Raw genomic sequence first — 21,761 nt, 5'->3', positions numbered from 1 at the left:
GCTTTGTTGCTTCTGGGGTGTAAATCAGGTCTCAGTGACCCGCACTCTGCCCGCCATCAACATGCAGAATCTCCCCGGTGACAAAGTTGGCGCTGTCCAGATACACCACAGCCTGAGCAATGTCGCCGATCTCCCCCATTCGCCCAACCGGATGCAAACTCCCCAGCGCTTCATGGGTTTCCTCACCATGCATCGGGGTCTTGATGATGCCCGGGGAAACCGCGTTCACCCGAATCCCGCGCTTGGCGTACTCGATGGCCAAGGATTTGGTTGCAGAGTTCAGCCCCCCTTTGGTCAACGACGCCAGTACCGATGGCACACCGTCGATGGCATGGTCCACCAGGCTGGTGGTGATGTTGACGACGTGACCGCTGCCTTGTTTTTCCATCTCGGTGATGGCGAGTTGGGTGATGTAGAAGAAACCATTCAGGTTCACCGACAGCACCGCTGCGTAGTCTTCGTGGGTGTAGGCGGTGAACGGCTTGGCGACGAAGATCCCGGCGTTGTTGACCAGGGTGTCGATACGGCCAAAACGTTCGATCGCTTCACGGATGACGCGCTGGGCGACCGCCGGGTCGCCGATGTCGCCGGCCACGGTGAGAATGTCCGGGTCGGTGGACGGCTGGATCGAACGCGAGGTGGCGACAATTTTGTAATCAAGCTCACGGAAAGCCTTGACCATGCCTGCGCCGAGACCTTGGGAAGCACCAGTAATGACGATGACTTTTTTAGAATTGCTCATGATGAACCTCAACTAATAAATGATGGTTTGAAAAGTGATCAATCAGGCTTGGGCGGGTGTCTGCGCCATTTGCCTCAGCATCTGTTCGTAGTACTCGACCGATTGCGAACCGGACACCAGGTGACGACCGTTCAGCACCATGGCCGGGACCGAATTAATGCCACGCTCGCGATAAAACGTCTCAAGCTCACGCACTTCCTCGGCAAACGCTCCCGACTCCAGCACCTCACGCGCACCCACCGCCTCCAGCCCCACTTCCGCCGCCAGACGAACCAGCGTCTCGCGATCACTCAGGTTCTGGCCGTCGCTGAAATAAGCACGCAGCAAGGCTTTCTTGAGTGCGATCTGCCGCCCTTCCTGCAACGCCCACAACAACAGCCGGTGAGCATCAAAGGTGTTGTAGAAGTGGCTGCGTTTTTCCAGATCGAACTTGAAACCGATGGCCTCGCCCCGAGCGATCTGCATCGCTTTGCCGGCGGCGACTTCTTCGGCGCTGCGTCCGTACTTGCGCATCAAGTGCTCGACCGCGTTCTCGCCTTCCGCCGGCATGTCCGGGTTCAACTCGAAGGGCTTGTAGGTCAGCTCGACCGAGACTTCACCGGCCACGTTCTCGATCGCTTGCGCCAGCGCCGTGGCGCCCAAGGCGCACCACGGACACACCACGTCGGAGACGAAATCGAGGGTGACGGACGCGGTCATGACTGTTCCTTCGCCTCAGCCAGTTGTTTTCGGTACTGGGTGGTGGTAATACCGGCGTAGCCCCAGTTATCGGTGTCGACTTCTTCGATCACGATGTGGGTCAGGTCCGGGCGCTTGTTGAGGACGCGTTCCAGGGTTTCAGTGATTTCGGCGATCACCTGAGCTTTCTGCTCTGAGGTAACGCCATCGCGGGTGATGCGTACGCTGACGAAAGGCATGAGGAATCTCCAGTGACCTTCTCATCAGGATGATGGGGAGGCGTTGGAGAGGAATGTATTGGGTTGTGTCAGGGGGATAAAGGTGGGTGCTGGAACATCATTAGTTACTTGGTGTAATGAGTTAAGAGCGAGATGTTGGGCTTAGCCCAACAAAGCTTACACAGACGTGCCGCTATTTTTCAGGTTTAGCGACACAACGAGACTTTTCTACCGCCTCAGAAAAACACTGATCTGAGCGGCCTCAGGCTAGGTTCCAATCTTTATGCTAAATTATGGCTGGCCAATAATTATGGCGTATCCATAAAAAGAGGTAATGCATGAGCAGCATTTTTCAGCGCCCCGAACTAGCTGAAGAGATGGCAAATCAGCTTCTCAATCCAGGTGTTCTCGATGAAGGTTTGCGCTCAGGTCTGTTTCTGTCCGGCCAGCGCAGGACCGGTAAAACGACCTTTCTGAGAAATGACCTCATCCCTGCCCTGGAAGCAGCGGGCGCTCTGGTCATTTACGTCGACTTATGGAGCGATACGCTGGCCAATCCTGCGACGCTCGTGCATGACGCAATCCGCCTGCGTCTGGAAGAGCTCCAAACCCCTGGCTCCAGTTTGCTGGAAATGCTCAAGCGCGTTAGCGGTGCAGACGTCGCAGTAGCCGGATTCAAGTTCGGTTTCAAGCTCGACAGCGTTGGTAAGGCAGGTGGGCCTACGCTGGCACAGGCGTTAACAGAAGTCGTCGATCAAGCGAAGACAGATTTGGTGCTGATCATCGACGAAGTGCAGCACGCCATCTCCTCTGACGATGGTAATCAGCTGCTCCTCGCACTCAAAGCCGCTCGGGACGCGATCAATCCTCGCCCGAAGACGCCGGGGTACTTTTTGTTTATAGGAACGGGATCGCACCGGGCACAAGTCAGTGAACTGACAGCTAAGCGTAACCAAGCGTTTTCCGGCGCAACGTCGGCGGCTTATCCGGTATTGAAAGGTGATTACGTTGAGTACCTGCTCAACCGGCTCGCGATGACGGTGAAGAAGGAAAAGTTACCGTCGCTTGAGGTTGCCATTGAAGCGTTCAATACCTTGGGGAATCGGCCTGAGGAAATGCTCAAGGCGTTGCGGCAGTTGATGCAGCAAGAAGGTGATCCCGATCTTTTCTTGCCGGTTATTGCCAGTACTTTGCGCTCGGCGGCGGCCGGTATTGAGCTTGAGAAAGTAGATCAGTTAGGCAGCCTTGCCCACGCTATTTTCAACAAAATCGCGTCCACGGAAGGCGATGCACGAGGGATTTTCTCCACTGATGCGGCGGCTGAATATTCGAAGACTGTAGGTCGCGAGGTGCGGGTTGAAGAGATTCAACCGGTGGTGATTGCGCTGGTCGCCGAGAACATCATCATGCGGCGTGGGCATGGGATTTATGCGATTACGGATCAGTTTGTTCAGGAGATCTGGTTGGAGGAGCGAGCGTTGATTGAGGCTAGTTAGGGAATTTAGTCGTGGATGATGACGAGTACCCGTACGTTTTTCGCGCAGTTTTTTGCAGCCCGAAAAGACGCCGACGCACGGTCCAATACGCACGTTGACACCCGCCTCACAGGAGCAGAAAATTTAATCGAGAGCGCGAAACCGACTGCCTTCAGGTGGCAATAGTCGACGTAGGAACCCCGTTGATGACCTGGAAATCAACGCTTGGCAAGACCTCTCCTCCCCTGCTTGAGGGAGCACAATATCAAGCACCTTTTTCATGAAAGCAGCCTGATCAGGCTGCTTTTTTTTGCCTTGGGAAAAGGTCTCGTTGATAAACCCCGATCCTGTGTAAGCCTCCAACCATCGGACGCGGAATCATTTCGCTACTAAACTCGGGACAAGCGTGCTCTGGTGCAGGATCATAGCCAGCACGCGACCGACGCCCACCGGGGCGATCAGGTACACAACAATAGCCAGCCCACTTTAGAGGGCATTACCCAAATGGATAGCAGAACCTTACGTAACCTCATGCGCATTGTGCAGACCGGCTCATTGTCGGCGGCGGCAGAGCATTCCTGTTTGACCGTGCAGGCATTGGCCGCGCAGTTGAACAAGGTCGAAGAGCAGTTCGGTTTTCGGTTGTTTCGTCGCTCCAACAAGGGGCTGACTCTGACAACGCAGGGCACGGAGCTCACGCCCTACATGGACAAAGTGTTGGTCGCCACGCGGCAACTGGAAGAAAAAGTCGCCGCGCTCAAGGTGCCTGGGCAGCGCACGCTCAAGGTTGCACTTAACACCACGCTCTCGGCTGACTTCAACCGGCGAATGATCGGACGCCTCATTGAGGTGTTTCCTGACTATCAACTGGAATTCAGCTACGCGGAGTCGATGGAAAACCTCAGCAAGCTGAAGAATGAGGACTTTGACCTGGCCGTGCTGATCGGGCCGCAACAACCGGGGTTACCCAGCATTGCCCTGCCCGATGTGCAGGTGCAGGTGGTGGGTGCTCATTGCGGTCAGGAAAACGATCCGCTGATGCTGCTCGGCAATAAATTTCAGGTACGTCCTGCCGACGATTGTCCGTATTCCCACAGCTTCTTGCGTTTTCTCGACGCCGGCCTTGGTAATTACGAGTCAGGCAAGCGGATGATCTATTCCTGCAGCGAGACCCTGACCCTGTCATTGATCACGCAAATGGACGGCCTCGGCATGGTGTCCCGTGAGGCAGCCCTGCGTAACGGCTTGACCATTTTCCCGGGTTTCGAGGACTTCCTCGAAGTGCGGCTGGCAGTCAATAACCCCGAGTTGTCGGGCCAGGCCCTGAACGACGTGGTCGCTCTGTCGCTAAATGAACGATCCGAGCGCGATGTACGCAGCCGTTCCCACCGCTACGCTGAGAAAGAGGTTTTTGCTGAAATACGCACATAACAACGTCGGAATGGCTGCATAAAATTCCGGGCGATCGAGCTGCACCTGCTGATCCTTGATCAACAGCGGGGTGAGGCTGATGGCAGCGACGATCGCCACCGGCAGGTATTCCAGCGCCCGGGCGACCACGGGTGGCCAATGGTCAGTGTTCACCTGCAGCGGCAATGCGCGCGGCAGGAACGTCACGGCCATCATCAGCGCGACGACCAGGATCAGGAACGTTTGGTCAGGCATACACCCACTCCACAGCCCACGAATGTGGCGATGAACACGTTGAAGGGTGAGTTGCCGATCAGGCTCAGGACACCCATGCAGGCGACCGCTGCCAGTGCGGCGATCAGTTTGTTGCGGGTGTTGCACAGCGATACCAGCACGTAGAGCATCATCGCAGTCAGCGCATAGTCGAGCTGATACTTGATCAGGTGCGCCGCGTACTGCGCGCAGATTGCTCCCAGCAAACCGCCGAGCACCCACGATGTGTGGCAATACAGATTGAAGCCGATCAGGTAACGCACATTGACCGGCGAGCCCTTGCCCAGTTTGACGCTGTGGAAGGCAAACGATTCATCGGTCAGCCCGCCGGCATAACACCAGCGCTCTAGACGACTGAGCCCCATCGCCTGCAAGGCCTTGGCCATGTAGACCGACATCAGCATGTGCCGCGCATTGATCAGAAACGTGGTGAGGATGATTGTGGTCAGCGACGCGCCGCTGGAGATCAGCGCCAGGGCGGCGAACTGCGAGGCACCGGCGTAGACGAACAGGCACATCGCGACCGGCAGCCATACAGGCAATCCGGCATTGACGGCCATCAAACCGAACACAAACGACACCGTGAAATAGCCCGCAATCACCGGGCTGGCTTCAGCGAAAGTGCGCGAGGGCTGGGGCTCGACCATCAGCGGCTGGCTGCTGGACGTCTCATTCATAGGTCCCTCTCAAAGGTAGTTTCTCCGCACGGCTCGCAAAAGCCTTGGGCACTCCAAAAACGTTTGCCGGCAAGGTTAGCATCGTCAACGAACAGGAACATCCGCAGCACACCGACCCGTTTCATGTCTGCCGAAGCCGCTTCAACCAGACGTTGACCGACGCCCTGGCTGCGATACAACGGGCTCACCGCCAGGTGATTGATGGTGCCACGGCTGCCGAGCATGCCGCCCAACACTGCGCCGACCACTTCGCCATGGATATCGAGCGCGAGGAACGCGGTGGTGGTTTTCTGCACCAACACACCGCGCAGGCATTTGGCGTCCTGCCATTCACAGAACGATACTTCTTCGAATTGCCGAAAGAAGCGTTCCAGGCGTTGAGCATCCTTGGCCGTCGCGCGCCACAGCATCACCGGTGCAGGGCATTCGGCGATGTGCATCATGGGGTCGAGCTGTTCAGCGAACAATGTCGAAAGCGGTCCCGGGCCGCGAGAAGGAAATAGCCAGAATCTGCCGATAGGCCATTTCGTGAGCATGGGTGTTGCGTGCCGGTGTCACGTAGTGACGCATGTCGCGATCGAGGAAGTAGGTGGTGTCGAGGATTTCCAGATAGGTCGTCGCCGCCAGCTGTTCCTCTTGGGCCGAATACAAACGGCTCTCCGCCCCATCCACGTTGTTGCGGCCCCAGAAATGCACACCGCTGAACGGATAACCGTCGCAATGAATACCTTCAGGGGTAATTTCCAGTTGCTTGCCTGGCTTGATTTCGATGCGGATCTGATGGATCTGGCATTGCCAGATTTCGTCGTGCAACTCTGGCGGCAATACGTTTTTGTACACCTCGAAATCCGCATCGATGAGACTGCGCATCACCGGCGAATTGATGACTTCATTGGAGAAGTCCTGGAAGTGCCGCTCCAGTCCGCCGACGTAGCTGTTGTTGGCCTTCGATTGCACGTAGGCGCGGTGTTCCAGCTGCGTCAAGTCACGGGTGACCGGGTTGTATTCGAAATCGCTGTAACGACGGAAACGCATGCCTGCGTCGGCTTGGCCGTAATAACTGTCCGGCTCCATGCTTTCCCAACTTTTGGTCAATCTGACGAAGTCGGAAAAATGACCGAAGAGATTGAAGTCGGCTCCCTGGACGTTGACATATTTGTCGCGCCGTAGCGATTCGCCAACTTCTCTGTTCAAAACGATCATTACTAGGTCTCCACTGCATTTAGCGGCTTAATCTAGTAGGTGCGGGATTTGCGGCCCATGAGAAAGAATTTCAGGCATATCAAGCGCTGATTGAAACGCGCTATGAAGTTGCTTTAATTCGACTTTTTACGATCGAAAACAGCCATTTTTCGTATTTTCTAACGGTCATGAGGCGAAAAAAAACCCCGAACCAGTCGGGGTTTTTATCGAGTCTGAACAACTCAGCCGATCATCAGAAGATGTTGATCGGGTAATCCACGAATACGCGCAGTTCGTTGCCGCTGACGTTGTACTCGCTGGATTTCTGCGACACGCGCAGGATCGAGCTGCGTACCTTCACGCTCAGGTCTTTGGCCGGGCCACTTTGCACGACGTACTTGAACTGGTTGAAGATCTCGCGCTCGGTGCCGCCTTCGCTGGTGGAGGTGGTGATGTTGTCACCGCGCACGTAGGCAACGTTGTAACTCAGGCCAGGAACGCCGAATGCGCTGAAGTCCAGACCGTAGCCCAACTGCCAGCTGCGTTCGTCTTCGGCGTTGAAGTCAGACCAGTAGGAGTTGGCCAGATAGATGGTGTTGCCGCCATCACCGACGCGACCTTGACCCTTCTGGTAGCCACCGTAGGCGTAACCCAGGTTGCTGTCGCCGGTGCTGCGTTGATGAGCGAGTGTGAACGAGTGCGGGCCGGTGGCGAAGGTCGCTGCCAGGCTCCAGATCTTGTTGTCGTCGCCGGTAGCACCGCTTTCGCGGACGTAGGAATCGTCCAGCTTGGTGCGGTAGCCGTTGAAGTCCAGGGTCAAGGACTGATCCTTGTCGATCGGGAACACGTAGTTGGCGTTCACGTATTGCTTCTTCAGCACGTCTTCGACGTCGGACGCGTACAGCGCAGCCTTGAACTGTTCGGTGAACTGGTAGCTACCACCCAACACGTTGATCGACTTCAAGCCACCGCTGTCACGGCCTTCAGCACTTTTGCGCGATTCGGCGGTGAAGCGACCTGCGTTCAGCTCCAGGCCTTTGATCTCCTTGGAGGTGATCAGGGTGCCGGTGTAGCTTTCCGGCAGCAGGCGCGAGTTGTCGTAGTTCAGCACCGGCAAGGCCGGCATCTGGTCGCCATAGGTCAGCGTGGTGCTGGAGAGACGGAACTTGACTGCCGCGCCACCCTTCGACAGGTCGTCAGCTGCGTTGCCGCTATCACCCTGTTTGAAAAAGTCGATACCACCGGCGCCGCTGCGGCCCTTGCCGCCATCCAGACGCAGCGCGTACAGACCGAAGGCATCCACACCGACACCGACGGTGCCTTGGGTGAAGCCGGACGAGAAGGTACCGATGGCCGCTTGGCCCCACTCGGCTTTGTCCTGTCGGCCGTCCTTGTAGTCACGATTGATATAGGCGTTGCGCAACAGCACTTTGAGGCTGCTGTCTTCAACAAAACCCTTGGATTCGGCCTGGCCGTTAGCCATGGCCTGAGTGGCGCTCAACATCCCCAGTGCGATCAGGCTGATTCGCTTGTTCAACATGTTATTTTCCTTATTACGGGTTGATACGCGCTGTGTCGAACCACTGAAATGGCGCTATCGCGCTCTTTTTTCACCCAAAAACAAAAAGGCCCGCCCACGAAAATTCGCGGCGGGCCTTTTATTGTTTTGTGAGTCATGGCGGTTAGCCACAGGCGTGGGGCGCATCCTATCCGCGCCCTTAATAAGGTGTCAATTTCATGAATCGTCTGTAAATAGGCGAAAATCGTCTAAGAAATCACTTGTCAGCGATAGCCAATTGCACGGTGTGGCTGTCGACGAATTGTTCGAAATGCGTGACTTTGCCGTCAGCCAGGGTCCACAAGTGGGCGACCCGAGCATTCATCGGGCGGCCGGTGGCTTTGTAGATGCCGCTGTAATTGCCGTAGGCAAACACCTTGTCGCCTTGTGCGACGTAGTTCTCGACCTTGAACTGAAAATCGTCCCATTCAGTGGCCAAACGCTTGAAGACGTTTTCGACGATGGCATCGAAACCGACGTAGGTACCGGCGCATGGAAAACCCGCCGCTTCGGTCCAACGAGCGTCATCGGCCAGCGCCGCGGCGGTGTTGCGCGCATTCTCCTGGGAATTGGCGCCTTCGTAGGTGCTTTTTATCAGGCTCAGGTTATCCATGGTAACTCCAGGTGAAATTCAATGGGCGCAGCCGTCGAGGCCACAGGCTTGAAACGCGGATGAAGACTCTTTTGCCGCCAATGACTGGCTCAACCATTGAGCGAACGCTTGCGGCTTGCCGAGCCAGGGGCCGATATCGACCAGGGTGAATTGACCATCCTGTTCCAGTGCGAAAGTCGGAAAACCCTGACCGCCAACATTAGCCAAGAGTGCGCGACTGTCCTTGATATGGCGCTCGGTATCGGCTTCATTAAATGCTTGTAGGAACGCCTCAGGTTCAAGGCCTGTCTGTGTGGCGAGTTCCAGCAGAACGGCTTCGTCAGCGATGCGTCGACCCTCCATGTAATGAGCGGTCTGCAAACGCCCCAGCAAGACTAGCCCGCGCCCAGCGATCTGCTCGGCTGCCAGCACAGCGGCAATCGGCGGCGCGGAATCGAACACCGCCGTCTCATCGCGCAGCAAACCCTCAAAATACGCCTCACCAAACGGCTGGCCGGTGTACTCGGCGATGCGTCGGTCGTGAGGCATCACGTAGTTACGCAGTTGTGGCGAAACGGTCTGGCGACTTGCACCGGTCATCATGCCGCCACCGTGGGCGATGACAGGCAACACCGCTTGGGCGGCATGCACCAATGGTTTGGCGCCGTAGCACCAACCGCACAATGGGTCGTAAACGTAGTGAAGGATCATGGGAAGACTCCGGCAACAAAGTAGGAAAACTCAATGCCGGCAGATTAATCCCCAGACAGTTTCGGAAAAACGCTGGAATGGCTTTCAGTCTGTTTCATGAATCGGTCGAATGACCCCGTTGCACCTTTGTACCAATCACGACATAACTTGAAACAATCAAACAAGTGAGCCGTTCAAGAATAGTTAACGAAAGTAAATAGCAAGCATTACCATTCGCACCCTCGAATTTTTCTACCCTTCCGGATGCGCTTCAGATGCCTGCCCCCTCCCGCCTTACGCCCATCACCCTTGGGCTCTCTGCTTTCCTGTCTGCAGGTTTTACCTGCGCTGCCACGACCGTTTTACCCGAAACCTCGATCAGCGCCGAAGCGCAAGTTGACGATCCACGCGTAAAGGAAACCAGTACTGCGACTCGCACGGCTACACCGGTGCGTTACGTGCCGCAGGCCATCGATTCGGTGAAAACCGCGAACGTCGTGGATTACGGCACCAACGATCTGGGCACGGCACTGAGCGGCATCCCCAACGTCAGCAGTGGCGCCGATACCCGCTTCGACAGCCTGCGCATCCGTGGTTTCGACGCCAGCAACGACTTCTACCTCGATGGCATCCGTGATGACAGCCAGTACGTGCGCGACTTGCACAACATCGAACGCATCGAAGTCCTCAAAGGCCCGGCCGCTGTTTTGTATGGCCGTGGCAGCCAGGGCGGGATCGTCAACCGGGTCAGCAAGTTGCCGGAGTTCGGCCGCCGCTCGACCATTGAGGCCCAAGGCGGCAGCGACGATCTGCGCAGCCTGTATGCCGACCTCAGCACCGATCCAAGCGAGAACATCAGCCTGCGCCTGAACATGGGCAACATGGACCAGAACAGTTTTCGCGATAGCGTCAGTGGCAATCGCCAACTGTTCGCACCGTCGATGAGCTGGCAACTGACGCCCGACCTGAACTGGTTGGTGCAGTACGAATACAGCCGCTACAACCGTACGCCGGATCGCGGCATCCCCGGTGTCAACGGGCGCCCGGCAGACGTAGGAAGGGACACGACCTACGGCAGCGAGCACGATTTCATCGACGACAAGTCGCAATCCCTACGCTCGAAACTCAGCTATGAACTCAGCGACAACTGGCAGCTGCGCCATACCCTGGGTGTATTCAAGCTCGACAGCGATTTCGACAACACCTACCTGACGGGCTATACCCCCGCGACCAACAAGGTCACGCGCCAGCACTGGCAGCAGGACCTGACCACCCGCAACGTCTATAACAACCTCGAACTGGAAGGCGGCTTCGACACGTTCGGCCTGGAGCATCGTCTGCTGACCGGTATCGAGATCGGCAGCCAACGGCGCGATCCTACTTTATATAACGCAGCAACCTTCGGGCGTGGTAGTTCGCCGGTACCGGCGCTGGATCTGTACAACCCGAATCGCGACTTGCGCCATACCGGGCGGATGCAGGTGTCGAGCAGCACCCACACCGAAGTCGAAAGCCGTGCGGTGTACGTGCAGGATCAACTGCGCCTGAACGATCAATGGCAACTGCTAGCCGGCTTGCGTTATGACACCTTTGATATCGAATCGACCAACAAGCTGCGGGACATTTCCGAAGATCGCGACAGTCACAGCACCAGCCCGCGTGTAGGTGTGGTCTGGACGCCTCTGCACAATCACTCCTTCTACGCGTCCTGGACCAAGACTTTCTCCCCGGTCGGTGGCGGCTTGATCGGCATCACGCCAGGCGCGGCCGGCAACAGCAACGACCTGAGTCCCGAGCTGACCAAGCAGAAGGAAATCGGCGTGAAGAGCGACTGGCTCGACGATCGCCTGAGCACTACGCTGGCGATCTACGAGCTGGAACTCTCCAACCGTCGCACCAGCGACCCGAACGATCCGACCGTGACCTTGCTCACCGGCCTGCAACGCTCCCGCGGGATCGAGCTGACCGGTACCGGCAAGATCGCTGGCAACTGGTACGTGCGCGGTGGCGTGGGCGTGCAGGACGCAACGGTGGAGAAGGACAACAACGGCTTCGAAGGCAAACGCATCAGCAACGTCGCCAAGCACAACGGCAGCCTGTTCCTGACCTGGAAACCGGAAATGGGCTGGTACGCCGAAACCGGTTTGACCCTGGTGGGTCAGCGCTACGCCGACAACCTCAACACCACCGTGCTGCCAGGTTATGGCCGTTGGGATGCGTTGGCCGGGTTCCGGCACAAGGATTGGGATTTGCGGGCGGCACTGAACAACATCACCGATCGCGAGTATTACTCGTCGGCCACCAGTGCGGCGCAGATTCAGCCGGGCGCACCACGGAGCCTGGTCGTGACCGGTACGTACAGTTTCTAGCCACTGCAAAACCTTGTGGGAGCGAGCCTGCTCGCGATGAGGCCATTACATTCAACATATTCGTTGATTGTAAAATTGCCATCGCGAGCAGGCTCGCTCCCACAGTTAATTTTCAGTGATTACAAAAAACCTTCGCCCATAAAAAAGCGCCGCCTTCCCGGCAGCGCTTTTATCAATCCGTTGTTTTTCTTCTTATCCTTCCATCACATCCCACAGTGCTTCCAGTTCCGCCTCGCTGAATAAACCAGCGGGGTAGCGCTCGATCATCATCCGGCGCGGATCAGGTTCCCTGATCTGACGCGTTCCATTGGACTTCAACCACTGCGCCAAGACCTGGAGCGATTCGCTGTTAACTGCCAGGGGATGCATTGCGTGCTCGCTCACGACGTTCATTTCGGCGTTCATCTCAGCGCTCTCTCCTGGTTTGTGAGCGGCTAACTTATCCAAGGTTTATGACAGAACATCGAAGTTCTCTCCCTCCCCATGTTGCGCCAACGAAGATACAAGAGCTGTGCCAATGTTTTCGAAGTGTCGACAAGTGGATACAAAAAAGCCCGCGGTCCTGACGGGCTGCGGGCTTTGTGTGAAATAACGAGGCTAAATCGTTGCTCAATCGTTTCTTCAATCGACTCAGGCTGTTACAACCTCACTCACTCCTTGTGCGGCGCGGGTTGTTGTTGGGTAAGGCAGTGGATGTTACCGCCCCCCAGTAACAGTTCGCGACCCGGCACCATGACCACTTCGTGCTGCGGGAACAAAGCCTGCAAAATCTCTTTGGCCGGACCGTCCAGCGGATCGTCGAAGCTCGGCGCGATGATGCCGCCATTGACGATCAGGAAGTTCACGTAAGAGCCGGCCAGACGAACCGTCGGATTGCGTTCCTGAGTGCCGTCTACCGGATCCACGCCTGCACACTCGTCTTCGGTCGCGTACAGCGGCCCAGGAATCGGCATCTTGTGCACCGTGAATGGGCGCCCTTTGGCATCGGTGCTGTTTTGCAGCACGTTCATTGCCGCCTGGCAGCGCGGGTAGTTCGGGTCCTGCGGGTCATCGGTCCAGGCCAGCAGTACTTCGCCCGGACGCACGTAGCAGCAGAAGTTATCCACATGGCCGTCGGTTTCGTCGTTGAACAAACCGTCCGGCAGCCAAATGATCTTATCCACAGCCAGATTGGCGCTGAGCACCGCTTCGATTTGCGCACGGTTCATGTGCGGATTGCGATTGCGGTTGAGCAAGCATTCTTCGGTGGTGATCAGTGTGCCTTCGCCATCGACATGGATCGAGCCGCCCTCGAGCACAAAACCTTCGGTGCGGTAGCGCGGGCTGCGCTCGATTTCGAGGATCTTGCCCGCCACCTGCGAGTCACGGTTCCACGGCGAATACAGACCACCGTCGAAACCGCCCCAGGCATTGAAATCCCAATCCACACCACGGACTTCGCCGCGGTTGTTGATGACGAACGTCGGGCCAGTATCCCGAACCCAGGCGTCATCGCTGGACATCTCCACCACGCGAATATTCGGCACGTCGAGACGGGCGCGAGCATTTTCGTACTGGCCGGCGGAAACCGCCACGGTCACCGGTTCGAAACGCGCGATGGCCTTGGCCACCGCCACATGCGCGGCTTGCGCCGGTTTGCCGCCCAGGCGCCAGTTGTCCGGGCGCTCGGGCCAGACCATCCAGGTCTGGGTCTGTGGTGCCCATTCGGCGGGCATGTAAAAGCCGTCGGTGCGAGGGGTGCTGTTCAAAGTGGTCATGGTTCAGGACTCCAGGGAACCGTCGAGGGTTTTGATCGCGCCGTACAAGTTCGGACGACGGTCACGGAACGAGCCCCATGCGCTGCGGATGTGCTCCAGCTCATCGAGGTCGAAGCTGTGAACCAGAATGCCTTCTTCTGTTTCGTTCAGCTCCTGGACTTTCTCGCCAAACTGGTTGGCAATGAACGACGAGCCGTAGAAGGTAATGTCGTAACCGTCCTGCTCTTCGTTGCCGATGCGGTTGCTGGCAATCAGCGGCATCAGGTTGGCACCGGCATGGCCTTGTTGCACGCGCTGCCAATGGTCGCGGGACGAAATGGTCTTGTCGTGTGGCTCGCTGCCGATGGCGGTCGGGTAGAACAGGATTTCCGCGCCTTGCAGCGCCATGCTGCGGGCGCACTCAGGGAACCACTGATCCCAGCAGATGCCCACGCCGATTTTCGCGTAACGGGTATTCCAGACTTTGAAGCCAGTATCGCCCGGGTTGAAGTAGTACTTTTCGTGGTAGCCAGGACCATCCGGGATATGGCTTTTACGATAAATCCCGAGGTTGCTGCCGTCGGCATCGATGATCGCGATGCTATTGAAACGTGCGCGTCCGGCCAGCTCGTAGAAGCTGATTGGCAGAACAACCTGCAATTCTTTGGCGACCTTCTGGAAATGCTTGATGGCGACGTTGTCTTCGACCGTCGTGGCCAGCTGCAGGTAATCAGGGTTCGGTTTCTGACAGAAGTACGGCGCCTCGAACAACTCCTGGATCAGGATGATTTGCGCGCCTTTCGCCGCAGCCTCACGGACCCGCTTTTCAGCGGTCTCGATGTTGGCTTCAAGGTCCCAGGAACAAGCCATCTGGGTAGCGGCGACGGTAACGATACGGCTCATGAATCATCTCCTGGGCAAGTGCTGAGGGTCGAGGGTGGCATCGACCGATGACAGAAAGAGGCAGCACCGGGCGTGGTTCATCCACACCGTGGGCAGTGGCGACTTTATAGCCGATAAAAATCGGCTTTTAAAGCTATAAATATTCTTTCTGTCGAAAATAACTCACTAAAAGCCGATAACAATCGATATTTATGCATGCCTTTATGACGCTTTCGCGGGCAAGCCTCGCTCCTACGGATTCATGTCGTTCGCGGAATATGCGCACGACACGGACCTGTAGGAGCGAGGCTTGCCCGCGAAAGCGATCTCAAGTCTTACAACCCTTCGTCCAACACCTTCGACAGCATGTCGACAAAGAAATCCACGCTCTGACGCGAGGTAACCATCGGCGGTTTGATCTTGAGGATGTTCAGGTAATCACCCGTCGGCTGCATGAAGATCCCCAGCTCACGAAGGCGATCGCACAACGCCGTGGTTTCTTCAGTCGCGGGCTCCAGGGTTTCTCGATTGCGGATCAACTCCACGCCCAGATAGAAACCAGAACCATGCACCGCCCCCACCAACGGATGTCGGTCGATCAACGCTTCAAGACGTTCCTTGAAATACCCACCCACAACCTGGGCGTTTTCCCATAGCTTTTCTTCTTCCATCACATCGAGCACCGCCATGCCGATCCGGCAACTGACCGGGCTGCCACCGGCCGACGAGAAGAAGTAACCCTCGGCTTCCAGCGCTTCAGCAATTTCCCGTCGGGTAATGACTGCGCCCAACGGCTGGCCGTTACCCATGCCTTTGGCCATGGTGATGATGTCCGGCACCACGCCTTGTTCTTCGAAGCCCCAGAAGAATTTGCCCATGCGGCCGTAACCGACCTGCACTTCGTCGGCGATGCACACCCCGCCCTGAGCGCGGACCAGTGCATAAACCTGCTTCAAATAGCCCGGCGGCAACGAGATACCGCCGGCATTGCCGTACACCGGCTCGCAGATGAAACCGGCCAATTGGCGCTTTTGCCCGGCGATTTTCGCCAGGTTGTGCTCGACGCTGCGCACGTAGTCCGGTGCGCTGTCGACGCCACGAAACTCACCGCGATAGGTGTTCGGCGCGGTCACCGGATGCACCCAGTCCGGACGGCTGCTCAAGGCCTTGGGGTTGTCGGCAATCGAGGTCGAAACCGCATCCACCGCCACTGACCAGCCGTGATACGCCTCCAGCACGCTGAGCATGTCGCGACCGCCGCTATAGGCCCAAGCCAGGCGAATCGCCAGGTCATTGGCCTCGGTACCGCTGTTGACCAGAAATACGCGATCCATGTTTTCAGGTGCCAGCTTCAGCAAGCGCTCGGAAAACTCGGCAATCGCCGCGTAGTGAAAACGCGAGTTGGTGTTGAGCAACGACCACTGCCGGCTGGCGACAGCAGCCATGCGCGGATGGCCATGCCCCAGAACCGCGACGTTGTTGAGCATGTCGAGGTAAGAACGGCCCTGCATGTCGATCAGGTGATTGCGCCAGCCTCGCTCGATGCGCGGCGGGTCGACGTAATAGTGCTTCTGGGAGCGAGCGAAACTCGCGTCACGGCGGGCCAGCAATGTCTGCGGGTCGAGTTCTTCTTCTGCATCACAGGCCAGGCCCAGCAACACGGCAGGTGAAGGACACAATGCCTGCCAGGCTGCCGCGCGCGAAGGTGTGCAAAACAACGGCGCGTCGAGCTGAGCGCTTCGACACAATTGCACGATCAACGGCCCGCTGACCGAACCCAGTACCTGGCCTTTGACCAGCGCCGCGCTACTGCGTACCGATGGGGCCACACCCCACAATCGGACACTGAGCTCTGGGCCGTCCAGTTGCAGCAGGTTCTCCCCTTCGATATGGATAACCCCGGCAAACGGCGCTTCGACCGCCGTGCCGTCGGGCACTCGCAATGCAACGTGTAACGGGAAAGTATCCGGTTCGCTGGCACAGTCCGGCCGGGTGCGGGACAAACGATACTGACCATATCGACTGGCCGCCAGACCATGAGCCGCGGCAGCTTGCGTCAACAAACGCAGATCGATCCCTTGCTGCTCCCAGTTACCCGCCTCGAAATGCGGACTGAGCACGCCCAGATCGATCAACGCAAATTCACGCCCCACCAGACTCGGCAACAATGGCGCGAAGCCTTCACTGCCGATGCTCGGCAGGCTTTGACCGACCGCGGTAAGAATCGCCGCCTCCATCAACGCCAACGGCACCGATGTGGCAACACGGAAAATTTCCCACTCATGGGTCAGGTTGTCGCGACTGTACTCATTGCCCGGATCGACGCTGACCTGCTGCTCCCCACTCAGCACCAGCACCGCCGAACGCGCAACGATCAGCGGCCAGAGCGCCAGCAATTCTTCATGCTGCAACGGATTGACCGCGTGATAAGCCCGAACCGCCGGCAAAATGCAGAACGGATCGCCATCGGCATGGTGCAGCAGCGCGGCGCAGGTCACCGACAGATCGGTGATCCGCCAGGTTCGAACCAGATCGCCGAAATCGATGACGCCCTGCAACTGCCATTGCCGCTGCGAATCTCGCTGCCAGACTACGTTGTCGTCGGTGATGTCCATGTGAATCGCCTGCACCGGCAGCTTGTCCACCAAGGGCTGCAAATGGCGCTCGGCCTGTTCGGCGGCTTCAGCAATCAACGCTCGTTGCCGCTCATCCTTGATCACCGGCAGCAAATGCGCGATTAACGCGTTGGCGTGGCGGGCGTCCCATTGCAGGGTGCGCTCAAGGCCCGGATGATCGAAACCGGCCAGTGCCAGGTCCATTTCGCCGCAGAGCCGACCGAAACCGGCAACCACTGAATGGCTTAGATGATCGAGATGCGTCAGGGATTGGCCGTCGATGTAATCAAGCAGGCGCACGTGCACCGCCTGCCCCCCGACTTCCAGAGAAAGAAGGTCTGCACCGTTTTTGGCAGGGATAACTCGCGGCACCTGCACGTCGGGATGTTCCGCCAGCTGCTTGAGCCCTGCGTGCTGGGCTTGCAGCTCCAGCGCCGAATAATCGCCACGGCAGATTTTCAGGACAAAACGCCCCTGATCACTGTCGACCCGGTAGTTGAGATCCTGCTGGCTTCCAAGCGTCTGCAACCGCCCGCTCAACCCGTAATGCTCCTCCAGCAGCTCTAGTGCTTGCGTCACAGACACGTGTGGGCTGGGCAAACTGGCGCGGTGAATCAACGTGGCGAGCGGCATACAACGACCCCTGAAAATTTTATTTGGCGCTTATATCGCCACTGCTTCGGGCGATACGCAACCCCCTTCCTGGTTGGCGCGAATCAAATGCCCGCGCAACTCTCTTCACCGCCCCACTCGCACCCGCCGCCACTTTACGTAAGAATGTCGGCCATCACGCCTATTGCTGGGGAAGCACCATGAATGTAGTCACCACCGACCTGCCCGGTGTTCTGATCATCGAGCCCAAGGTATTTGGTGACGAGCGCGGTTTCTTTTATGAGAGCTTCAACGCCAAGGCTTTCGAAGAGGCAACCGGCCTGAACACCCGGTTCGTTCAGGACAACCATTCCCGCTCGCAAAAAGGCGTTCTGCGCGGCTTGCATTACCAGCTGGAGAATACTCAGGGCAAACTGGTTCGCGTCACCGCTGGTGAAGTGCTGGACGTGGCGGTGGACATTCGCCGCAGCTCGCCGCATTTCGGCAAATGGGTGGCGGTACGCCTGTCCGCCGACAACCATCGCCAACTCTGGGTGCCGGAAGGTTTTGCCCATGGTTTCGTGGTGTTGAGTGATTTCGCCGAGTTCCTCTACAAAACCACCGACTACTACACTCCGTCGGCTGAGCGCAGCATTCGCTGGGACGATCCGGACCTGGGCATCGACTGGCAGCTGGACGAAGCACCGAAACTGTCCGCCAAGGATCAGTGCGCCGCGTTCTTCAAGGACGCTGAAGTCTTTTCCTGAATTCCTGTGTGAATCTTCACCGCCAGCGCGCACTTGATCCCAGGTGCGCAGACTGCGCCCGCAAGCCTAGGCATAATGCATCTGTACCCACAGGCGCTTGATGCTCATGACACCGACTCTCCCCCGCAGACCCCGCTGGCGTAGCCTGGCGCTGCTCGCGCTGTGCCTGGCGCCCTTGTTGTGGCCGCTGGAGCATCTGGCCGAGCGTTACTACCGCAGCGAACTGGCCGGACAGAACCGTCAGACCCTCGACCTCTACGTCGCCAACCTGCTGGGCACCCTGCACAGGTATGAAGTATTGCCGCAGATTCTCGGCGAGCTGCCTGCTCTGCGTGCGACATTGGCTGCACCCGACGAGGGTGTGGTTCAAGGTAATGCCAATCGCCTGCTGAAAAACATCAGTGCCCAGACCGGCGCCGAAGTCATGTACCTGATGGACACCACGGGCAAGACCCTGGCGGCCTCCAACTGGGACAAACACGACAGCTTTGTCGGCCGCAATTTCTCCTTCCGTCCTTATTTCAGTGAAGCCATGGCCGGGCGTCTGGGGCGCTTCTTCGGCCTGGGCACCACCTCCGCCAAACGCGGTTACTTCTTCGCGGCGGCGATACGTGATCGCGAAAAAATCATCGGTGTATTGGTGGTCAAGGTCGACCTCGACCATACCGAAAGCCTCTGGGGTAAAACCCCGGAACAACTGTTGGTCACCGACCACAATGGCGTGGTCATCCTCACGTCGCGGCCCGAGTGGCGTTTCCGCTCGACCCGCCCATTGAGCGACCCGGAGCGCGAGGCCATCACCGCGATTCAACCCTACCCAACCCGCGATCCCAAGCCGTTGAATCTGGACGCCAACGCCTGGCTGACCCAAACCCGGCAGATCGAAGAAACCGGTTGGAGCGTTAGTATCCTTGCCCCGCGCACCCTGATCGACCGCCCGGTACGCACAGTCGTGGCTATCGGCGGCGCAACGCTGCTGGTATTGATGCTGCTGCTCGGCCTGATGATGCAACGCCGGCGCCATTACCTGGAGCGGATCGCCTTCGAAGGCAAGGCCCGTCACGAACTGGAGGGCCGGGTCGCCGAACGAACCAGCGACCTCGAAGGCCTCAACCGCCGACTGAAGCAGGAAGTGCTGGAGCGCGAACACGCTCAGCAGGAATTGGTGCGCGCTCAGGATGACCTGGTGCAGGCTGGCAAGCTCTCGGCGCTGGGGACGATGTCGGCGAGCATCAGCCATGAACTCAACCAACCGCTGGCGGCAATCCGCAGCTACGCGGAAAACGCTGAAGTGCTGCTCGATCATCAGCGCACCGAGGATGCTCGCGGCAACCTCAAGCTGATCAGCGAATTGACCGGGCGCATGGCCTCGATCATCGCCCACCTGCGTGCCTTCGCCCGGCGTGATCGCCACGCCCCGGAAAGTGTTGCCCTGCAACCGGCACTGGACGACGCGCTGGCGTTACTGGCCAAGCGTCGGCGCAGTATGGAGGTCGAGCTGATCCGTGACCTGCCGGCTGCCACCCTATGGGTCGAGGCCGGGGAAACCCGTCTGCGCCAGGTACTCGGCAACCTGCTGGCCAATGCCCTCGATGCCCTGACGGAAAAAGGCCCGCCGCGTAAACTCTGGTTGAGTGCCGAGTCCACCGCCGACGGCGTCAATCTGTACATTCGCGACAACGGCCCCGGGTTCTGCCTGGAAGCGCTGGGTCGTGCCGGCGAGCCCTTCTACACCACCAAGACCCGCACTCAGGGGCTTGGCTTGGGGCTGGCAATCTGCGACACCCTGATGCGCGCCTTTGGTGGTGAACTGTCGTTCTCCAACCACAAGGAAGGCGGCGCCCTGATTACCCTGAAGCTGCGCGCAGGCGCACCGGGCGTGAGCCTGCAACCGTCCGAGGACCGAAGTGCATGACCATCGACAACCGCATCCAGGTCGTGTTGATCGACGACGATCCCCACCTGCGCCAAGCCCTGAGCCAGACTCTGGACCTGGCCGGCCTGAAGATCCTGCCGCTTGCTGAAGCCAAAGGCCTGGCCGGGCAACTGGAGCGTGACTGGCCGGGCGTGGTGGTCAGTGACATCCGTATGCCGGGCATGGACGGTCTCGAACTGCTGACCGAACTCCACGCCCAGGACCCGGAGCTGCCGGTGCTGCTGATCACCGGCCACGGCGATGTGCCGCTGGCGGTACAAGCCATGCGCGCCGGGGCCTATGACTTTCTGGAAAAACCTTTCGCCAGCGACGCCCTGCTCGACAGCGTGCGTCGTGCCCTGGACCTGCGCCGGCTGGTGCTGGACAACCGCAGCCTGCGCCTGGCCCTGAGCGATCGCAACGAACTGAGCGCTCGACTGGTCGGGCAATCGGCGCCGATGCTGCGCCTGCGTGAACAGATCGGTGCCTTGGCGGCGACCAAGGCCGACGTGCTGATCCTCGGCGAAACCGGTGCGGGCAAGGAAGTGGTGGCCCGCGCGCTGCACGACCTGTCGAGTCGGCGTAACGGTCCGTTCGTGGCGATCAACGCCGGGGCCCTGGCCGAGTCGGTGGTGGAAAGCGAGCTGTTCGGTCACGAGCCTGGTGCGTTTACCGGCGCGCAGAAGCGTCGTATCGGCAAGTTCGAATTTGCCAATGGCGGCACGTTGTTCCTCGATGAAATCGAAAGCATGAGCCTGGACGTGCAGGTAAAACTGCTGCGCTTGCTGCAAGAGCGGGTCGTCGAGCGCTTGGGCGGCAACCAGCTGATTCCGCTGGACATCCGCATTATCGCTGCGACCAAGGAAGACCTGCGTCAATCCGCCGACCAGGGCCGCTTCCGTGCCGACTTGTATTACCGCCTGAACGTCGCGCCGCTGCGCATTCCGCCGCTGCGCGAGCGGGGCGAAGATGCGCTGATGCTGTTCCAGCATTTCGCTGATGAAGCCAGCGCCCGCCACGGTTTGCCACCCCACGAATTGCAACCGGGACACCGGGCGCTGCTGCTGCGCCATAGCTGGCCAGGCAACGTGCGAGAACTGCAGAACGCCGCCGAACGCTTTGCCCTGGGTCTGGAACTGGCGCTGGACAACAATACGCCGGATGGCGGCGTCGGCAGCACGATTGAAGTGGTCAGCGGCGGCCTTAGCGAGCAAGTGGAGAACTTCGAGAAGAGCCTGATTGCCGCCGAACTGGCGCGCTCGCACAGCTCCGTGCGCAGCCTCGCCGAAGCGCTCGGGATTCCGCGCAAAACCTTGCATGACAAACTGCGTAAGCATGGTCTGAACTTCGCCGATGCGGGCGCCGGCAGCCACACTGACGACCTTGATTGA

The 21,761-nt window shown here is 58.5% G+C and carries 20 protein-coding genes; 6 read left to right on the top strand and 14 right to left on the bottom strand.

Features of this window, described 5'->3' with window-relative positions; all coding sequences use genetic code 11:
* Nucleotides 1-31 precede the first annotated feature (31 nt).
* Genes AB7M22_RS28555 through AB7M22_RS28545 form a run of 3 tightly spaced genes read right to left on the bottom strand, consistent with a single transcriptional unit; the run spans nt 32 to nt 1,659 of the window.
* Nucleotides 32-742 carry an SDR family NAD(P)-dependent oxidoreductase gene (locus AB7M22_RS28555; RefSeq protein ID WP_454188501.1) on the bottom strand — a complete coding sequence of 237 codons (711 nt, stop codon included), beginning with the start codon at nt 740-742 and terminating at the stop codon, nt 32-34.
* Nucleotides 743-784: 42 nt separating this feature from the next.
* A complete protein-coding gene (locus AB7M22_RS28550) occupies nt 785-1,441 on the bottom strand; it encodes a DsbA family oxidoreductase (RefSeq protein ID WP_454188500.1) in 657 nt (218 codons plus the stop codon).
* Nucleotides 1,438-1,659, bottom strand: a complete 222-nt coding sequence (locus AB7M22_RS28545) for a tautomerase family protein (RefSeq protein WP_454188499.1) — start codon at nt 1,657-1,659, stop codon at nt 1,438-1,440. The genes AB7M22_RS28550 and AB7M22_RS28545 overlap by 4 nt, the downstream gene beginning before the upstream one ends.
* Nucleotides 1,660-1,976: 317 nt before the next feature.
* Here AB7M22_RS28545 and AB7M22_RS28540 point away from each other — a divergent pair, with 317 nt between their 5' ends.
* Both AB7M22_RS28540 and AB7M22_RS28535 read left to right on the top strand, forming a co-directional pair.
* Nucleotides 1,977-3,134, top strand: a complete 1,158-nt coding sequence (locus tag AB7M22_RS28540; RefSeq protein ID WP_454188498.1) for an AAA family ATPase — start codon at nt 1,977-1,979, stop codon at nt 3,132-3,134.
* 483 nt (nt 3,135-3,617) lie between these two features.
* The gene (locus AB7M22_RS28535; protein WP_454188497.1) at nt 3,618-4,544 is read left to right on the top strand and encodes a LysR family transcriptional regulator; all 927 of its coding nucleotides are present in this window, start codon (nt 3,618-3,620) and stop codon (nt 4,542-4,544) included.
* Here the strand turns inward: AB7M22_RS28535 and AB7M22_RS28530 are convergent.
* From AB7M22_RS28530 to AB7M22_RS28500, 7 genes are all read right to left on the bottom strand, one after another.
* Nucleotides 4,461-4,778, bottom strand: coding sequence for an AzlD domain-containing protein (locus tag AB7M22_RS28530; RefSeq protein WP_454188496.1), 318 nt, complete (start codon nt 4,776-4,778; stop codon nt 4,461-4,463). The two genes, AB7M22_RS28535 and AB7M22_RS28530, sit on opposite strands and share 84 nt — an antisense overlap.
* Nucleotides 4,757-5,473, bottom strand: a complete 717-nt coding sequence (locus tag AB7M22_RS28525) for an AzlC family ABC transporter permease (protein WP_007897519.1) — start codon at nt 5,471-5,473, stop codon at nt 4,757-4,759. The genes AB7M22_RS28530 and AB7M22_RS28525 overlap by 22 nt, the downstream gene beginning before the upstream one ends.
* Nucleotides 5,470-5,883: a GNAT family N-acetyltransferase gene (locus AB7M22_RS28520; protein WP_454188869.1), complete on the bottom strand. Its 414-nt coding sequence runs from the start codon at nt 5,881-5,883 to the stop codon at nt 5,470-5,472. The genes AB7M22_RS28525 and AB7M22_RS28520 overlap by 4 nt, the downstream gene beginning before the upstream one ends.
* 46 nt (nt 5,884-5,929) lie before the next feature.
* A complete protein-coding gene (locus tag AB7M22_RS28515) occupies nt 5,930-6,676 on the bottom strand; it encodes a 2OG-Fe dioxygenase family protein (RefSeq protein WP_008005252.1) in 747 nt (248 codons plus the stop codon).
* Between the two features lie 232 nt (nt 6,677-6,908).
* Nucleotides 6,909-8,195, bottom strand: coding sequence for an OprD family porin (locus AB7M22_RS28510; RefSeq protein ID WP_454188495.1), 1,287 nt, complete (start codon nt 8,193-8,195; stop codon nt 6,909-6,911).
* Nucleotides 8,196-8,430: 235 nt separating this feature from the next.
* Nucleotides 8,431-8,826 carry a nuclear transport factor 2 family protein gene (locus AB7M22_RS28505; RefSeq protein WP_008005248.1) on the bottom strand — a complete coding sequence of 132 codons (396 nt, stop codon included), beginning with the start codon at nt 8,824-8,826 and terminating at the stop codon, nt 8,431-8,433.
* An 18-nt stretch (nt 8,827-8,844) separates the two neighbouring features.
* The gene (locus AB7M22_RS28500) at nt 8,845-9,516 is read right to left on the bottom strand and encodes a DsbA family protein (protein ID WP_454188494.1); all 672 of its coding nucleotides are present in this window, start codon (nt 9,514-9,516) and stop codon (nt 8,845-8,847) included.
* Nucleotides 9,517-9,770: 254 nt separating this feature from the next.
* On the opposite strand from AB7M22_RS28500, the gene AB7M22_RS28495 reads away from it, so the two are divergent.
* Complete coding sequence (locus AB7M22_RS28495) at nt 9,771-11,864, top strand: TonB-dependent receptor (RefSeq protein ID WP_454188493.1); 2,094 nt, start codon at nt 9,771-9,773, stop codon at nt 11,862-11,864.
* Between the two features lie 192 nt (nt 11,865-12,056).
* Here the strand turns inward: AB7M22_RS28495 and AB7M22_RS28490 are convergent, their stop codons facing one another.
* The 4 genes from AB7M22_RS28490 to AB7M22_RS28475 all read right to left on the bottom strand — a co-directional run bounded on the left by AB7M22_RS28490 (nt 12,057) and on the right by AB7M22_RS28475 (nt 17,730).
* Nucleotides 12,057-12,269 (bottom strand): hypothetical protein, encoded by a 213-nt coding sequence (locus tag AB7M22_RS28490; protein WP_007895252.1) that lies wholly within the window; start codon nt 12,267-12,269, stop codon nt 12,057-12,059.
* Nucleotides 12,270-12,514: 245 nt separating this feature from the next.
* Nucleotides 12,515-13,621 (bottom strand): agmatine deiminase, encoded by a 1,107-nt coding sequence (gene aguA, locus AB7M22_RS28485; protein ID WP_454188492.1) that lies wholly within the window; start codon nt 13,619-13,621, stop codon nt 12,515-12,517.
* Nucleotides 13,622-13,624: 3 nt separating this feature from the next.
* Entirely contained in the window at nt 13,625-14,503 is an 879-nt protein-coding gene (aguB, locus tag AB7M22_RS28480) for an N-carbamoylputrescine amidase (RefSeq protein ID WP_007895250.1), read from the bottom strand.
* Between the two features lie 314 nt (nt 14,504-14,817).
* Nucleotides 14,818-17,730: an aminotransferase gene (locus AB7M22_RS28475; protein ID WP_454188491.1), complete on the bottom strand. Its 2,913-nt coding sequence runs from the start codon at nt 17,728-17,730 to the stop codon at nt 14,818-14,820.
* 179 nt (nt 17,731-17,909) lie between these two features.
* On the opposite strand from AB7M22_RS28475, the gene rfbC reads away from it, so the two are divergent.
* The 3 genes from rfbC (at nt 17,910) to AB7M22_RS28460 (ending at nt 21,761) form a co-directional block, all read left to right on the top strand.
* Nucleotides 17,910-18,455 (top strand): dTDP-4-dehydrorhamnose 3,5-epimerase, encoded by a 546-nt coding sequence (gene rfbC / locus AB7M22_RS28470; RefSeq protein WP_454188490.1) that lies wholly within the window; start codon nt 17,910-17,912, stop codon nt 18,453-18,455.
* Between the two features lie 106 nt (nt 18,456-18,561).
* A complete protein-coding gene (locus tag AB7M22_RS28465) occupies nt 18,562-20,370 on the top strand; it encodes a sensor histidine kinase (RefSeq protein ID WP_454188489.1) in 1,809 nt (602 codons plus the stop codon).
* On the top strand, nt 20,367-21,761 hold the full coding sequence (locus AB7M22_RS28460) for a sigma-54-dependent transcriptional regulator (protein ID WP_454188488.1): 1,395 nt from the start codon (nt 20,367-20,369) through the stop codon (nt 21,759-21,761). The genes AB7M22_RS28465 and AB7M22_RS28460 overlap by 4 nt, the downstream gene beginning before the upstream one ends.

Source organism: Pseudomonas sp. ADAK2 TE3594, assembly GCF_053628675.1.
Note: the sequence above shows the minus strand (reverse complement) of the source record. Positions and strands in the feature narration are given on the sequence as shown.